The following is a 13,800-nucleotide window of genomic DNA, read 5'->3' as shown; positions in this document are numbered from 1 at the left end:
TAAAATATAAACTACAGGAGAAAATTAAATCTATGAAAAAACTATTAACACTTTTATCTTTAACTATGGCTATGACAACTTTTGCAGCTCCACATGGAAATGAAGAAAAATCTGCTACTATGAATATAACAGCGACGGTAATAAAACCTTTAACTATAGCTAAAACTGGTGATATGGATTTTGGAAATATAATTCAAGGAACTACAGCTACTGCTGATTCTGGATATACTATAACTGGTGAAAAAGGACAGCCAATAATTGTTACAATTGATAATTCAGTTTTATTATCTAATCAAAAAGCTAAAACGTCTCTAGCTGTTGGAATAAAAACTCAGCTTCCTAAATCATTAGATAAAGATGGAAATGCTAATGTTTCTGTTCAAGGATTTTTAAATGTTCCTAAAGATCAACATGTTGGAACATATACTGGAACTTTAGTAGCTAGAGTTCAATATCAATAATAATAAACAACTGGGAAATCCCAGTTGTTTTCATATAGGGGGTTATTTATGGCATTAATTTTAACTTTATTTTTATTAACTTTTACCAGTATATTTTCTTCTAATACTTCAGAAAAAAATATGGATATAAAGGCAACTGTTATAAAACCTTTACGAGTTATTCACAATGGTGATATAAACTATGGAAAAATAATTCAGGGTTCTACCCATTCAACTACAAGACATATTTTTACAATCTATGGAGAACCAAAACAAGATGTTGATATAACTCTTAATGAAAAAAATATAAACGCTCAAAAAAATTCTATTCCCCTTATTCATAAAGAAAATAATTCTCAAACTTTAAGTGTTCAATTAAAAAATGAAAAAAATGATGGAAATGATACAAAATTAAATGAAAAAGGAGAATATAGATATTCTTTTGACACTGAACTTATAGTCCCTCCTAATGCACTTGTTGGTGATTATTCCGGAACTTTAACTATGAAAGTAAGATTTAAATAGGTCCTGTTTAAAACAGGACCTATCTTTTTCTTTTTATAATTGCTCTAATAATTCATCTGATATATCAAAGTTTGAATAAACATCATTAACATCATCTAAATCATCTAACGCTTCATATAATGCCATTACTTTTTTAGCTGTATCTAAATCAGTAATTTGAACTTTATTATCAGGAATCATTGCAACTTCAGCTTCAGTTACATTGTACCCAGCTTTTTTCAATTCTTCTGCAACTGTATTACACTCTGCTGAATCTGTTAAAACAGTAAATTCTCCATCTTCTTCTTTAACGTCTTCCGCACCAGCTTCTAAAGCAGCCATCATTAGCTCATCTGCGTCTACGCCTTCAGATGCAACAATAATTTCTCCTTTTCTTTGGAACATCCATGATACAGCACCATCTGTACCTAAGTTTCCATTTCTTCTAGAAAATGCAGTTCTTACTTCTGAAGCTGATCTATTTTTATTATCAGTTACAACTTCAACTATGAAAGCTGTTCCCTCTGGACCATACCCTTCATATCTAATCTCCATGTAATCCACACCATCAAGTTCTCCAGTACCTTTTTTGATAGCTCTCTCCAGGTTATCTTTTGGCATATTAGCAGCTTTTGCTTTATCTATTGCAAGTCTTAATCTAGGATTAAAGTTAGGATCTCCTCCAGCTTCCTTAGCTGCTATCGTTAACTCTTTTCCTAATTTTGTGAATAGTTTTCCTCTTTTAGCGTCTTGAGCACCTTTTCTATGCTTTATATTAGACCATTTACTATGTCCTGCCACAAAAACTCCTCCTTATTTTTTAAATATCTCTTTAAATTTTATCATAAGCCCTATTTTTTTTCAATATATTTGGGCACTAACAACATTTTTTCCTTTACTTTATCTAAAATTATATCAGGAGTTATCAATCTATATTTTTCTTCATATGATAAATTTTCATATGTCTCGTCTGATAAAATCTCTTTTGGTTCTATTCCTTCATGTCTTTTATTATCTCTAGATAACCAATCTCTTTTACTAGATCCTGGACTAAATATAGCAAAACTTGGTATATCTATGGCTTGAGCCAAATGTCTTGGTCCACCTTCATTCCCCACAAAAATATCACAATTTGAAAGAAGAGATCCTAGTTCTCTGATACTCTTTGTGTTTATATCCGAAATTATTCTTTTATCCCAATTAAGAGCTTCATGAAATTTTTTAGCGAACTCTTTTTCATTTGGAGAATAATATAAAATTATTTGACAATTAAACGTATCTAAAATTTTCTTTGCTAACTCTCTCATTAGGTCAACTGGATATACTTTAGGTTCTCTCCTTGAATTTATAGCAAGAGGGATAATTATTTTACTAAAGTCTACCCCTGCTTGTATCATTCTTTCTCTCAACTCTTCTTTTTCTTCTTCTAAAAATGTTAAAGAATAATTCTTATCTAGCTTTACATCTATACCATCATTTACAAGTGGATCTAACATTTTTAAGAATTTCTCAGCTTTATCATATTCACTTGAAGGTTCAGGAATACTATGAGTGTAAGTATAACCTCTTTTAGGTTTCCATCTTCCTATTCTATACTTAGCTTTTTTAGAGAAAAATGTAAATGCTTCACTTTTAGGAGTTGACATTATATCTATAACAATATCATAATCGGCTCTTGTTACATTCCAAACCTTTTTCAAGTATTTAAAAGGATTCTTTTGCTCTTCCTTAGAAATCGATATAACTTTATTTAAATATTCTTGATGCTCAAATAGTGGTGCTACATGATCATATAAAACGTAATCTATCTTTGCTTCTGGATATGTCTCTTTTAAACTTTTACATATTACAGAAGAGAGTATTGCATCCCCAATTTGTTTAAATCTAACCACTAAAATCTTCATCCTAGATCTCCTCTATTAAATTTTTTATTGTTTTTAAATCTCCCCAAAAATCCACTGCTACTTTAGCTCTTTTTCCACCATCATCCCTTGATTTTTTAGCAAAATTTGCATCATATGTCACTAACAATTTTATGTCGCCTTTCCAATTCATAACTTTACCCTTTTCTTGAAGAAACTTAAATTCTCTTTCAAGTAAAAGCTCTGCTACATCTTGTCCTAAGGACACTATAACCTTAGGGTTCATAAGTGATATTTGAACCATTAAATACTCTTTCAAATCTCTTTTATCTTTTTCTTCTAACTCTCTATAATTTTTCTCTGATTTTGTAAGTGTAGTAATATAGTAATCCTCCGGCAATAATCCAACTATATCACAAAGTTTTATTAAGAACTCTCCACTAGAACCCGGTTTTACCTTAAAATTTTCATCTATATATAAATTTACGTCATCTCCTATAAAAAGAACATTTCCAGTAAAATTTCCTGTTCCTAAAACAATTTTTTCTTTAGTATCTTTCAAAGCATCTGTTGTCCCTATTTCAAACTTTAGCTCTTCCAATATTTTTTGAATCTCCTCCATAACAACCTCCTAAAACTTAATCAATTCACTACATATATCTTGATGAGCTATCTCTATTGATATATCTATGTTGTGTCTCAGTAGTTCGTCTAAAACTGCATCAATAGCAATTTTAGGATCATTACTATCTTTACTCATATGAGCTAAATACACCTTTTTTAAATTCTCATGATGCATCTCTTTTACAAATCTTGCACAATCATTGTTTGAAAGATGTCCATTCCTACTTTTTACACGAGCTTTCAAATCCCATGGATAAGAACATTCCATTAACTTATGATAATCATAATTACACTCTATAACCATTACGTCCACATCTCTAAAGGATTCTCTAACAGTATTATCAATGTACCCCAAGTCTGTTGCTATTGCAACTTTACTACCTGAACTTTCCTCTATTCTAAAACCTATCGTTCTTTCAGCATCGTGCATTACATCAAATGGATAAACCATACTTTCTCCAACCCAAAAAGCTTCATTTATAAATCTTAAGTTTTCATCTTTTATTTTTCCTAGCTTTAAAACTCCCGCTTCATAACTTTCCTTTGTAATATAGATTGGAACATCATATTTTCTAGATATTATACCTGCACCCTGAATATGATCTCCATGCTCATGAGTTATTAAAATCCCATCTATATTACAAATATCTACTCCTATTTTCTTTAATTGCTCCTCTATTTTTTTTCCACTAAATCCTGCGTCTATCAATAAGTTTATATTATCAGTTTCTAAAAATATAGAATTTCCTTTACTTCCACTTCCTAGTACTGCTAACTTCATAGCACTTCCTTTCAACAAATAATCTGTTTTATATTATATCATAAAAAAACCTCTTAGCATATACTTGCTAAGAGGTTATCTCTTCTAATTACATCTCTTCAAAATGATCTTTTCCTACATAACAAAGTGGACATATCCAGTCTTCTGGTACATCTTCCCATTTTGTTCCTGGAGCTACACCATTTTCAGGATCTCCAACCGATTCATCATAAACATAATCACATATAACACATCTCATGTGCTTACTCATTAAAAAACCCCCTCATTTCTCTTAATTACTCCATAACCCGTGAATATTACAATATTCTCTTGCACATACGCTTGCACCTTTTGGAACTTTAAAATATGCTTCTGGTGCTTCTCCTGGCTTTAAATATTTTCTATATAAAAAGTCGTCTACACAAATTTCAATTATTTGAATATAGTGTTCTGGTGTCATCGGATGTGCTGCTTCTTTTCCAACTTTTACTAGATATCCATCCTCTTTTTCTTCTACATAAGGTACATGTTTTTCAGTTGAAGCATCTTGAGTTTTTTCTTTCACTAACTCTAATCCTTCTATTACAACATCCTCCTTATCAGCTACAACTACCTCTACTAATACAGGATTTTCTTTCACTTTGTAAATTTCATAAACTTTCATAACAACCTCCTTAAACTAATTCAAAATAGTTTTAACTTTATAAAACACTTTATTTATTCTGGCAATGAGGACAAATTCCTTTAAAATAAACATGATACTCATCTATTTTAAATTCTTTCATATTTCCTGTTATAAGTTGATCTATTACAACTGGAATATCATACACTTTTTTACACTCTACACATTTAAAGTGTCCATGTACATGTGTATCAACATCATATCGCGTTTCATTTTCTTCTATTGTTATTACTTTAGCTATCCCTTTTTCTATAAAAAGATTTAATGTATTATAAACTGTAGTTTTTGAAAGAGTAGGAATCTCAGGACATAAAGCTTTATAAATCTCATCTACAGTTGGATGAGTTTTATTCTCTAACAAATATTCAAATATTTTCATTCTTTGATATGAAGGTTTTATGTCATGTATTTTTAGATGTTCACCTATATTTTCAATATACATGTTTCCTCCTTTTGAAATAATTACAATTTTGTAACCATTCTTTTTCTTTTAATATACACTTTTTTAGTATTTTTGTCAAGATTTCACATTAACTTTTTCATCATTAAATATCTATGAACTCCTCTACCATACTCATCTTGTTGTAATTCTTCTATTTTATACCCTTCTTTTTCATACATATTTATAGCTATTTTATTTTGAGGATCTACAGTGAGGTAGATTTTTTTTATTCCTATATCTTTTAATTTTCTATGAGTATCTTTCAGAAGTATTTTTCCATATCCCTTTCCTCTTTCCTTTAAAGAAGTTGAAAATCCATATAAAAAAGCTTCTTGTTTTCCAATGACCCCTTGATATTGAGCAACTGACAACAAATTATCCTTTTCATCCACTAAAGTATAAAGTTTACCATATCGTATAAAGCTCATAATCATCCACATATCAGCTCCACCCATAACTCCAAAACTTTCTAACTCATTCAAATATATCTTTTCTATTAATTCTCGATCTTTTGATTGCACTTCTACCACTCTCATAATTCCTCCTAATATCCTATATCGAATAGATGTAGTCCATTAGGTTCTGCAACTATTTTAGGATAATGAACATCTGGATTATTCAACATCTCTATCAAATAATTTTTTGGTTTTTTTTCAAAATAAACAGCCAACACTGTTCCAACAATTATTCTTATTTGAGATTTTAAAAAGGCATTTCCTTTTACATATAATTTAATAGTTTTTTCATCAACTCTTTGAAATTTAGCTTCATATATATCTCTAATAGTAGTATTACTTCCACAATCTGAAAGTCTAAAATTAGAAAAATTATGCCTTCCAACCAAAGGTGTAACTATATTATTTAATCTATTTAAATCTAAACTCTCTTCTACAAAAGTCACGTATCTCGATTGAAACGGATTCTTCTCCTCACCGATATAGTATTCATAAGCTCTATATGTAGCAGAAAATCTTGAACTAAATTCTACATCCATCTCCTCAACCTCTAAAATAAAAATATCTTTAGGCAGAAGATCATTCAAAATTTTCCTTATTTTTTCTAAAGGTATTTTTGAAGTCGTGAAAAAATTAGAAACTTGCTTTTTAGCATGAACCCCTCTATCTGTTCTACCTGCTGAAACTAAATCAATTTCAATTTTAAATACTATTTTCAAAACTTTTTCTAGCTCTCCTTGAACAGTTCTTAAATTAGGTTGTCTTTGAAAGCCATAGAACTCACTTCCATCATAACTATATGTCAATTTTATATTTCTTACCAATTCCTTCTCCTTTTCCTTTTGCTTATATATAAAAAAAAGTCTTGAAAAATCAAGACTCTGTAATATCATATGTGGTGCGAGAGGAGGGACTTGAACCCTCACGTCGAAACGCCAGATCCTAAGTCTGGTGCGTCTGCCAATTCCGCCACCCTCGCAAAAAGATGGTGCGTCATACTGGGCTCGAACCAGTGACAACACGATTAAAAGTCGTGTGCTCTACCATCTGAGCTAATGACGCATCTTTATAAAATTATTTGGGGTGACCGACGGGATTCGAACCCGCGACAACCAGTGCCACAAACTGGCGCTCTACCAACTGAACTACGGCCACCAAATGGCGTGTCTGAAGAGATTCGAACTCCTGACCCACGCCTTAGAAGGGCGTTGCTCTATCCAGCTGAGCTACAGACACATTTGATAAATATTAAATTGGAGCGGGAGACGAGGGTCGAACTCGCGACATTCAGCTTGGAAGGCTGACGCTCTACCAACTGAGCTACTCCCGCAGATGGTCGGAATAGCAAGATTCGAACTTGCGGCCCCCTGCTCCCAAGGCAGGTGCGCTACCGGACTGCGCTATATTCCGACTATTTATTTTTCGTAGCTCTTGTTCGCTACAAAATTATAGTATCACAAATTATTATTTCTGTCAATAAAGTTTTTTATTTTTTTTATTTTTTATTTTTATATTTATTTCTATACTCAAAAAGAAGGATTGATTTTGCTAAAAAAGAATAATAATCTATATACAAATTTAAAAAGTTTTTTTATAATATTAATAATTATTTTTGCTAAGGAGGTTTTATAATGAAAAACACAAAACTTATTTGTTCAGTTCTTTTAGCTGGTTCTCTTTTCGGAGCATGTACAGCTACTGGATATAACAGTAAAACTACTGGTACTGCTGGTGGAGCTGCTGTTGGTGCTTTAATAGGACAAGCTATTGGACAAGATACTAAAGGAACTCTTATTGGTGCTGGAATTGGAGCTCTTGCCGGATTAGGTTGGGGAGCGTACAAAGATCAACAAACAAAAGAGTTACAAGCTAGATTACAAAATACTCAAGTAAAAGTTACCGATGAAGGAAACTATATAAATCTTAATCTTCCTGGTGGAGTTACATTTCCTACAAATGGATATGTTATAGGCAATGGATTCTATGGGCCTCTTAATGATATTGCCTCTGTTTTAAATCAATATCCTGAAACAAGAATAGTTATTTCTGGTAATACAGATAACACTGGTGCTTACTCTTATAATATGAACCTATCAGTTAAAAGAGCAAGAAGTGTAGCTGATTATTTAGTTCGTAGAGGAGTAAACCCTAATAGAATTACTATTAACGGTTTTGGTCCAGATAGACCTATCGCAAGCAACGCTACTGCTACAGGTAGAGCTCAAAATAGAAGAGTTGAAATTCAAATATTCCCAGCTTATTAAAAAATTTAAAAAGAGAGTTCTTAAAGAACTCTCTTTTTTATTCTTACTTTATTTTTTCAATTGCATTTTTAGTAGCTTCTCTTACACCTTCAGATGTATAAGTCGCTCCTGAAACTACATCAAATTCTGTATTTTGATTTTTTAAAATATATGTCTTTACAACATCTATAGCTGGATCTGCAATTGGTGGTGTATCTTGATGTATTACATCAAATCCTATTATTTTAAAACCTTCACCTTTTGGTTTCACCTGTAACTTTACTGTTAAATCTCCATTATAACCTGTCGATGTTCCTTCTACAACCAACGGTCCTGGCTTATTCGCTTCATATATTCCCAGTAATATTCCAATTACTACAAAAGCTAATACTAACTTTTTTCTTAAAGATTCTTTATTCATTCATAACCCCTTCTATTTTTTTGGTATCAATCTTGGAACTACCTTATCTCTACCGTCTAATCCAACTTTTTGAATATATTCAATTAGAACTTCATCTAAAGCCGGGTAATGTCCTAATTCTTTTCCATTAGCTAAAGATGAATATCCATCTCCTCCAGCTGCCATAAAGTCATTTGTCGCAACAACATATGTTTTATTTGGATCTAACTTTTCATTTCCTACTTTTATTTCTAAAATTCTTCTATATGCTGGATTTTTAACATTAAATTTAACTGTCATTCCAGCAACTTGTGCCATTGCTCCTAAAGATTCTGGGTAAGATCTTATTCCATTTTCAACAGCTTTTTGTAAGTCTGATCCTTTAACTTCTTTTGTTATAACATAATTTCCAAATGGTAATACACTGATTACATCTCCTACAGTCACTTCTCCTGGATTTATAGATGCTCTAATTCCTCCACCATTTGTTAATGCCACGTCTGCTCCTGTTTTCCACAACATTGCATCTGTTATAAGTTGAGAAAGATTTGTTTCTCCTGTTCTAACATATGCTCTATCTCCCTGTAATAAAATTGGTGACTCTCCTACTTTTACACTTGTTATCATCTCTTGCTTTCTTGAAATCTCATCTATTGTAGCCTTTACCTTAGCATCTTCTGGAACTGGATTATCTCCATTCATAATTACATTTTTTGTATATAAAGTATAATCGATAGCTTCAATTTTATTTTTTAATTTGTCAAAATCTACCTTTACAACTCCAACATTTTTAGCATATTCTCCAGTTTGTACTATTGTTACTCCATTTACAACTTTTTTCTCTTTTAACTCAGTATGGCTATGTCCATCAATGATTAAATCTATTTCAGGTACTGCTTCAGCTAATCCTATACTTTGTAATTTCTTAGCTGTACTCTCATCGTCCCCTAAGTGAGATATAACGACAATAAATTTAACTCCCTCTTTTTTCATTTGAGCCACAACTGATTTCGCAGTTGATATTGGATCAGCTATTGTTATATTTTTTACATTATTTGGATTTGTTTTAAAATATGTTTCAGGAGTTGCTAATCCAAAGAAACCAACTTTTTTACCATCTATTTTTTTTATATCATATGTTCCCGCTATTGGCTTTCCTGTTGTTTTATCTACAACATTTGCTGCTAATGTCTTATATTTTTGCATAGATAATAACTCTTCTAATCTATCTTGTCCATAGTTGAAATCATGATTTCCCAATGTTGCATAATCAAGTCCTGCAGCATTTAATGTCTCAACCATAGATTCTCCCTTTGTTAATGTCGCAAAAGTTGTTCCATGCATTGTATCTCCAGCATCTATAAGTAAAACTTTTCCATTATTTTTATCCTGTTCTAAGGCTTTAGCTATTGTTGCTACTCTAGCTAACCCTACACCATCATATTTCCCCTCTTTTGCTCTTCCATGAACATCATTTACATGAACTAGAGTCATTTCATATTCCCCATCTTTTGGTGGTAATACTTTACACGCCGAAAGGGCTAAAACCAATCCCATCAAACCAAAAACTTTTAAATTTTTATTCATTCTTCCTCCCTAATTAACCCTATTTTTCAATTAAATTCGAACATATTTTATCATATTTAGACAAAATTGTAAAAGAAAAAACTGCATACAAATGCAGTTTTTTATCTGTTTTATATTTTGCTATTTAATACATTCAAAAGTTTTAAACTAACTTCTAAATTGTCCCCTTCTGATTTAAAAATATCCATCCACTTTTTTAAAGTTTCAATCTCTTTTAATCTCATTATTTTTTCACTTTTTTCCTGAAAAATATAATCTCTTATAGTTAAAGCTTCTTGGATTTGATATTCATAAAACTCAATATATTTTTCATCTTTTATTAAGAACGATTCTATTTTCTCTTTTAATTCTTGTTGATTGGAACACCCGTTCTTCAATAAATCAATTACTATTTTTTTTAGATATAGATATTCTTTTAAGAAAAACTCTTTTTTATAGCGATACACTCTTAATTCTTGAATAAAGTTAATTAAAAGAAAAGGAAATATAACTACCATCATAGATATCTTAGGTTTTTCTATTATTTCATTTGATATTTCTACCGCTCTTTTTTTTTCTTCTTCTATAAAAATATCAACGTTTTGCATCTTTACTCTCTCCCCAATTAGAGTAAGTTAATGTATGTCTAACATTTTCTGAGCTTGGTTCAACTTTTTTTACAAAGATATAATACCACGCTCCAGATTCAATATCTTCCTCTGCCAATTTTTGATGAGCTTCTTTAAATCCTAATGTTTCATCTAAAAAAGGTAACACAGAAAAACAAAAGAAGTATATACATACAAAACTACCTATGAAAGCTGACCACTTTTTTATCATATCTCCTCCTAATACATCTTATAAGCTCATTAAAGATTTTGTTATATCAGGGAAAACTACGTGGAACATTAAGTATGCTGCTCCAAAAGTTACTCCTAAGTTTATAATCTTTCCTACTATATAAAGAGTTATTGGTTTCCCACCTTTAAATAGTTTGCTTAACTCTCCAAAGTTCGTAGATAATCCAATACTTGTAAAGGCTAAACAGAACAACCATCCTTGTAAAGGTGATATTAATCCATTAACCATTCCTTTGTCTATGATTATCTTAGATCCATCTATTCCTAATATCCCGTAAATTCCTGAAAATACAAGAGAAGCTCCTATAAATCCTAAAATAAATTTAGGGAATCTTGTCCAAATCTCAACTAATGATCCTTTTAATGAAAAATCTCTTTCTTCAGCCATAGATTTATCAACTTTTAATGACCAATAAGCTGCTACTCCTAAAGCCATAACTCCAATTATGATATTTTGAATCATTTTTATTGTTGCTGCTACATCTCTTGCCACTGGCCCTAAGTATTCTCCAGCTGCTACTACAGCACCTGTAGAATCAACTGTTCCTCCAATCCAAGCTCCCCCTAATACCGGATCCATATTTAGAGCTTTTATAAACATTGGCATTGCGATCATCATAAACGCAGTAAACATAATTGAAATACTTACAGATAATGTTAGCTCCTCTTTTTTAGCCTTACAAGCTGCTGCTGCTGCAATTGCTGCTGATACTCCACTTACAGACATATCTGCTGACATTACCATATTTAAACTTTTTGACTCCATCTTTAAAATTTTATCTCCAAATCCAAAAGTTAAAACTAAAACTACTGGAGTTACAAACCAAGTTACGAAAATACCTGGTATACCTATTAATAAAACTTTATTTACTAAAACTGTTGATCCTAACAGTATTAATCCTGTTTTTATAAAATATTCTGTTTGAGCTGCTGCTAAAAGCTTTTTCGGTGTCCCTACTGTATTACTAACTATTAATCCCAAAACTAGACCCCAGAAAACATATCCTAGACCCCAAGCTTTTAAAGTTTCTTGCTCTCCTAACAAATAAGCTCCTGTAGCTAAAGCAAATACTGCTGGAAATCCTTGTAAAAATCCTTCTCTATCTCTTCCCATTTTTTTCATTCCTACACTGAAGTAAATTCCAATAAATGCCAATAATATCGCTAAATTAGGAATTAAATTGTATGGTTTTACAATTGCTTTTGATTTCATTTTATTCTCTTTATCTCTACTAATTAACCACTTATCTACTAAATCACTTGCTGCAGTATTTAAATTTGTATCTGCAAAAGCTTTTTCTTGTGCTAAAGCAGTTGCTGCTAACGCTTGATTTTTAATTGATATTGTTTCTTTCTTTAAATCCTCATATTGTTGAGCAAATGGTGCACCTTTTGCTTTAGCTGCACTTTCACTTAAATATATTGATTCAACTGGATTTTTAACCCATTTTTTAGGTTTTCCTAATATTTCTTTTACTTTTTGTGATGTAGATGTCTTTATAGCCAAACTATTTTTATCAAACTGTGCTTCGTGCCACTGAACCGTTTTAAAAGGTGCTTTCTCTCCCTCAGATTTCATTATACTATTATAAACTTCTGCCTTACCTAAAACACTTTGCGAATCTGACCCCATATAAATAGATACACAAAATATAAGTATAATTGTTGCTAATAATATTGCCCAGTAGTCCTCAAACTTAAATAAATCTAGTACCGTTTCCTTTAAACTTTTTTTGTTCTCTTTTATAGCTTCCATTTTTACCCCCTAGGTTTTTTTTAATGTGCTCTGTTGAACTAGTATTCAAAGTCCCAAACATGACTAATGGGAACCCTTTTGGGGTCCCCATTACTCTGACTATATTTTTAATTTTTAAACTCTTTTTAGTGTCCTCCACCGTAGTTAAAAGGCTTCTCTAAAGTATAAGATTCTCCTGGACTTGGATGTTGAGAAATAGGCTTAACGTTGATGTTAGCTCTATACTCTGTCTCTGCCCAAAGAATTCTTTGTGCTACTTGTGCTTCTGGATTTAATTCTACTCCATCAAGTATCATCTCTTTAAACTTTTGGTATCCAGCTCTGTCAATTAAGTGACCTCCATGGATATACATAGGTTTATGGTGTAATACGTTAGCAGAGAATTTTTGCCAGTTTCCTATAACTTGAAGAATTACATCTTCTGTTACCCAGTTTAGGAACATTTTACCCATTCTTGGATATTGCTTTCCTGTTCTTCCACCTATTGTCATTCTATATAATTTTTGCTCTGGTCTAACCCATGCAGATGATGGACATGCTTCAACACACTCTCCACATCCTACACAACAGCAAGAATCTTTTACAATTCTATGATTTTCTAACTTTAAAACTCTTGTAGCAGCGTGGTCACAAACTTTAACACATCTTCCACATCCGATACATCTATCTTTTAAGTAAATTGGCTTAGTTACACCCATGATTCCAAAATCGTTAAAGTGAGCTTTAGCACAGTCATTTGGACATCCAGCTATAGCCATCTTAATATGATAGTGGCTTGGGAAAATTTTCTTCTCAAGTTTTCTCGCTAACTCCCAAGTATTGATGTTAGCTTTTACACAGTGAGAGTTTCCTATACATGCCATGATGTTTCTAGCTCCGATAGTAGGATATCCAGCTTTGTTAACTTCCATCTCAGCTCCACACATCTCTACATCTACTTCTTTAATATATTCTTCTAAATAAGCATTTACTGCGTCTACATTTTCAAATTTTATTCCAGGAGCGTTAAGAGTTTGTCTCATACCCATGTGGAATGTTCCATCTCCCCATCTCTCTGCAATCTCTTGTATTACTTTTAAATATTTAGCTTCTATTAATCCACCTGGAACACGAAGTTGGATCATGAACTCTCCAGGTACTTTTGATTGACGGAAGCAGTTTAATTTCAGTTTAGTTATATTAATATCGTGATTCACTTATTTTACC

The 13,800-nt window shown here is 31.7% G+C and carries 18 protein-coding genes and 6 tRNA genes; 3 read left to right on the top strand and 21 right to left on the bottom strand.

The features are described from left to right. Nucleotides 1-32 precede the first annotated feature (32 nt). Together NON08_RS07045 and NON08_RS07040 are read left to right on the top strand one after the other, a co-directional pair. Nucleotides 33-461, top strand: a complete 429-nt coding sequence (locus NON08_RS07045) for a DUF4402 domain-containing protein (RefSeq protein WP_256690750.1) — start codon at nucleotides 33-35, stop codon at nucleotides 459-461. 48 nt (nucleotides 462-509) lie between these two features. Next, nucleotides 510-965 (top strand): DUF4402 domain-containing protein, encoded by a 456-nt coding sequence (locus NON08_RS07040; protein WP_256690749.1) that lies wholly within the window; start codon nucleotides 510-512, stop codon nucleotides 963-965. A gap of 33 nt (nucleotides 966-998) precedes the next feature. Here NON08_RS07040 and NON08_RS07035 read toward each other — a convergent pair whose 3' ends face one another. From NON08_RS07035 to NON08_RS06965, 15 genes are all read right to left on the bottom strand, one after another. Beyond that, complete coding sequence (locus tag NON08_RS07035) at nucleotides 999-1,745, bottom strand: YebC/PmpR family DNA-binding transcriptional regulator (protein WP_256690748.1); 747 nt, start codon at nucleotides 1,743-1,745, stop codon at nucleotides 999-1,001. 50 nt (nucleotides 1,746-1,795) lie between these two features. Next, nucleotides 1,796-2,848, bottom strand: coding sequence for a glycosyltransferase family 9 protein (locus NON08_RS07030; RefSeq protein ID WP_256690747.1), 1,053 nt, complete (start codon nucleotides 2,846-2,848; stop codon nucleotides 1,796-1,798). Nucleotide 2,849: 1 nt separating this feature from the next. Next, nucleotides 2,850-3,428: a uracil-DNA glycosylase family protein gene (locus tag NON08_RS07025; RefSeq protein ID WP_256690746.1), complete on the bottom strand. Its 579-nt coding sequence runs from the start codon at nucleotides 3,426-3,428 to the stop codon at nucleotides 2,850-2,852. Between the two features lie 9 nt (nucleotides 3,429-3,437). Then, complete coding sequence (locus NON08_RS07020) at nucleotides 3,438-4,211, bottom strand: MBL fold metallo-hydrolase (RefSeq protein ID WP_256690745.1); 774 nt, start codon at nucleotides 4,209-4,211, stop codon at nucleotides 3,438-3,440. An 88-nt stretch (nucleotides 4,212-4,299) separates the two neighbouring features. Continuing rightward, nucleotides 4,300-4,461, bottom strand: coding sequence for a rubredoxin (locus NON08_RS07015; protein WP_256690744.1), 162 nt, complete (start codon nucleotides 4,459-4,461; stop codon nucleotides 4,300-4,302). A 21-nt stretch (nucleotides 4,462-4,482) separates the two neighbouring features. Beyond that, a complete protein-coding gene (locus NON08_RS07010) occupies nucleotides 4,483-4,854 on the bottom strand; it encodes a desulfoferrodoxin family protein (protein ID WP_256690743.1) in 372 nt (123 codons plus the stop codon). A gap of 49 nt (nucleotides 4,855-4,903) precedes the next feature. Beyond that, nucleotides 4,904-5,314: a Fur family transcriptional regulator gene (locus NON08_RS07005; RefSeq protein ID WP_256690741.1), complete on the bottom strand. Its 411-nt coding sequence runs from the start codon at nucleotides 5,312-5,314 to the stop codon at nucleotides 4,904-4,906. Nucleotides 5,315-5,397: 83 nt separating this feature from the next. Continuing rightward, nucleotides 5,398-5,850 (bottom strand): GNAT family N-acetyltransferase, encoded by a 453-nt coding sequence (locus tag NON08_RS07000; RefSeq protein WP_256690740.1) that lies wholly within the window; start codon nucleotides 5,848-5,850, stop codon nucleotides 5,398-5,400. 8 nt (nucleotides 5,851-5,858) lie between these two features. After that, nucleotides 5,859-6,593 (bottom strand): tRNA pseudouridine(38-40) synthase TruA, encoded by a 735-nt coding sequence (gene truA, locus NON08_RS06995; protein WP_256690737.1) that lies wholly within the window; start codon nucleotides 6,591-6,593, stop codon nucleotides 5,859-5,861. A gap of 72 nt (nucleotides 6,594-6,665) precedes the next feature. Next, nucleotides 6,666-6,748: transfer RNA gene (locus NON08_RS06990), tRNA-Leu, on the bottom strand. Nucleotides 6,749-6,755: 7 nt separating this feature from the next. Further along, nucleotides 6,756-6,831 (bottom strand) — tRNA-Lys (locus tag NON08_RS06985). 17 nt (nucleotides 6,832-6,848) lie between these two features. Beyond that, a tRNA-His gene (locus NON08_RS06980) sits at nucleotides 6,849-6,924 on the bottom strand. A gap of 4 nt (nucleotides 6,925-6,928) precedes the next feature. Then, nucleotides 6,929-7,005, bottom strand: a tRNA-Arg gene (locus tag NON08_RS06975). 18 nt (nucleotides 7,006-7,023) lie between these two features. Further along, nucleotides 7,024-7,099 (bottom strand) — tRNA-Gly (locus NON08_RS06970). A 3-nt stretch (nucleotides 7,100-7,102) separates the two neighbouring features. Then, nucleotides 7,103-7,179: transfer RNA gene (locus NON08_RS06965), tRNA-Pro, on the bottom strand. Between the two features lie 221 nt (nucleotides 7,180-7,400). On the opposite strand from NON08_RS06965, the gene NON08_RS06960 reads away from it, so the two are divergent. Next, the gene (locus NON08_RS06960) at nucleotides 7,401-8,033 is read left to right on the top strand and encodes an OmpA family protein (RefSeq protein WP_256690736.1); all 633 of its coding nucleotides are present in this window, start codon (nucleotides 7,401-7,403) and stop codon (nucleotides 8,031-8,033) included. Between the two features lie 43 nt (nucleotides 8,034-8,076). On the opposite strand, the gene NON08_RS06955 is transcribed toward NON08_RS06960, so the two are convergent. The 6 genes from NON08_RS06955 to asrC all read right to left on the bottom strand — a co-directional run bounded on the left by NON08_RS06955 (nucleotide 8,077) and on the right by asrC (nucleotide 13,790). After that, complete coding sequence (locus tag NON08_RS06955; RefSeq protein ID WP_256690735.1) at nucleotides 8,077-8,433, bottom strand: FMN-binding protein; 357 nt, start codon at nucleotides 8,431-8,433, stop codon at nucleotides 8,077-8,079. A gap of 12 nt (nucleotides 8,434-8,445) precedes the next feature. After that, nucleotides 8,446-9,999, bottom strand: a complete 1,554-nt coding sequence (locus NON08_RS06950) for a bifunctional metallophosphatase/5'-nucleotidase (RefSeq protein ID WP_256690734.1) — start codon at nucleotides 9,997-9,999, stop codon at nucleotides 8,446-8,448. 110 nt (nucleotides 10,000-10,109) lie between these two features. Next, complete coding sequence (locus NON08_RS06945) at nucleotides 10,110-10,586, bottom strand: hypothetical protein (RefSeq protein WP_256690733.1); 477 nt, start codon at nucleotides 10,584-10,586, stop codon at nucleotides 10,110-10,112. Further along, the gene (locus tag NON08_RS06940) at nucleotides 10,573-10,818 is read right to left on the bottom strand and encodes a hypothetical protein (RefSeq protein ID WP_256690730.1); all 246 of its coding nucleotides are present in this window, start codon (nucleotides 10,816-10,818) and stop codon (nucleotides 10,573-10,575) included. Before NON08_RS06940 ends, NON08_RS06945 begins: the two co-directional genes overlap by 14 nt. An 18-nt stretch (nucleotides 10,819-10,836) precedes the next feature. Continuing rightward, on the bottom strand, nucleotides 10,837-12,594 hold the full coding sequence (locus tag NON08_RS06935) for a YeiH family protein (RefSeq protein ID WP_256690728.1): 1,758 nt from the start codon (nucleotides 12,592-12,594) through the stop codon (nucleotides 10,837-10,839). Between the two features lie 125 nt (nucleotides 12,595-12,719). Then, a complete protein-coding gene (gene asrC, locus NON08_RS06930; protein WP_256690726.1) occupies nucleotides 12,720-13,790 on the bottom strand; it encodes a sulfite reductase subunit C in 1,071 nt (356 codons plus the stop codon). Nucleotides 13,791-13,800 lie beyond the last annotated feature (10 nt).

Origin of the sequence: Cetobacterium sp. NK01, from assembly GCF_024506395.1 — a bacterium.
Lineage (GTDB): Bacteria > Fusobacteriota > Fusobacteriia > Fusobacteriales > Fusobacteriaceae > Cetobacterium_A > Cetobacterium_A somerae_A.
This window is presented reverse-complemented; position numbering and strand designations above follow the sequence as displayed.

Excerpts from the sequence above, each read along its gene's own strand:
- NON08_RS07045 (WP_256690750.1), top strand. The coding sequence starts at position 33 with ATGAAAAAACTATTAACACTTTTATCTTTAACTATGGCTATGACAACT.
- NON08_RS07040 (WP_256690749.1), top strand. The coding sequence starts at position 510 with ATGGCATTAATTTTAACTTTATTTTTATTAACTTTTACCAGTATATTT.
- NON08_RS07030 (WP_256690747.1), bottom strand. The coding sequence starts at position 2,848 with ATGAAGATTTTAGTGGTTAGATTTAAACAAATTGGGGATGCAATACTC.
- NON08_RS07025 (WP_256690746.1), bottom strand. The coding sequence starts at position 3,428 with ATGGAGGAGATTCAAAAAATATTGGAAGAGCTAAAGTTTGAAATAGGG.
- NON08_RS07020 (WP_256690745.1), bottom strand. The coding sequence starts at position 4,211 with ATGAAGTTAGCAGTACTAGGAAGTGGAAGTAAAGGAAATTCTATATTT.
- NON08_RS07015 (WP_256690744.1), bottom strand. The coding sequence starts at position 4,461 with ATGAGTAAGCACATGAGATGTGTTATATGTGATTATGTTTATGATGAA.
- NON08_RS07010 (WP_256690743.1), bottom strand. The coding sequence starts at position 4,854 with ATGAAAGTTTATGAAATTTACAAAGTGAAAGAAAATCCTGTATTAGTA.
- NON08_RS07005 (WP_256690741.1), bottom strand. The coding sequence starts at position 5,314 with ATGTATATTGAAAATATAGGTGAACATCTAAAAATACATGACATAAAA.
- NON08_RS07000 (WP_256690740.1), bottom strand. The coding sequence starts at position 5,850 with ATGAGAGTGGTAGAAGTGCAATCAAAAGATCGAGAATTAATAGAAAAG.
- NON08_RS06960 (WP_256690736.1), top strand. The coding sequence starts at position 7,401 with ATGAAAAACACAAAACTTATTTGTTCAGTTCTTTTAGCTGGTTCTCTT.
- NON08_RS06955 (WP_256690735.1), bottom strand. The coding sequence starts at position 8,433 with ATGAATAAAGAATCTTTAAGAAAAAAGTTAGTATTAGCTTTTGTAGTA.
- NON08_RS06950 (WP_256690734.1), bottom strand. The coding sequence starts at position 9,999 with ATGAATAAAAATTTAAAAGTTTTTGGTTTGATGGGATTGGTTTTAGCC.
- NON08_RS06945 (WP_256690733.1), bottom strand. The coding sequence starts at position 10,586 with ATGCAAAACGTTGATATTTTTATAGAAGAAGAAAAAAAAAGAGCGGTA.
- NON08_RS06940 (WP_256690730.1), bottom strand. The coding sequence starts at position 10,818 with ATGATAAAAAAGTGGTCAGCTTTCATAGGTAGTTTTGTATGTATATAC.
- NON08_RS06935 (WP_256690728.1), bottom strand. The coding sequence starts at position 12,594 with ATGGAAGCTATAAAAGAGAACAAAAAAAGTTTAAAGGAAACGGTACTA.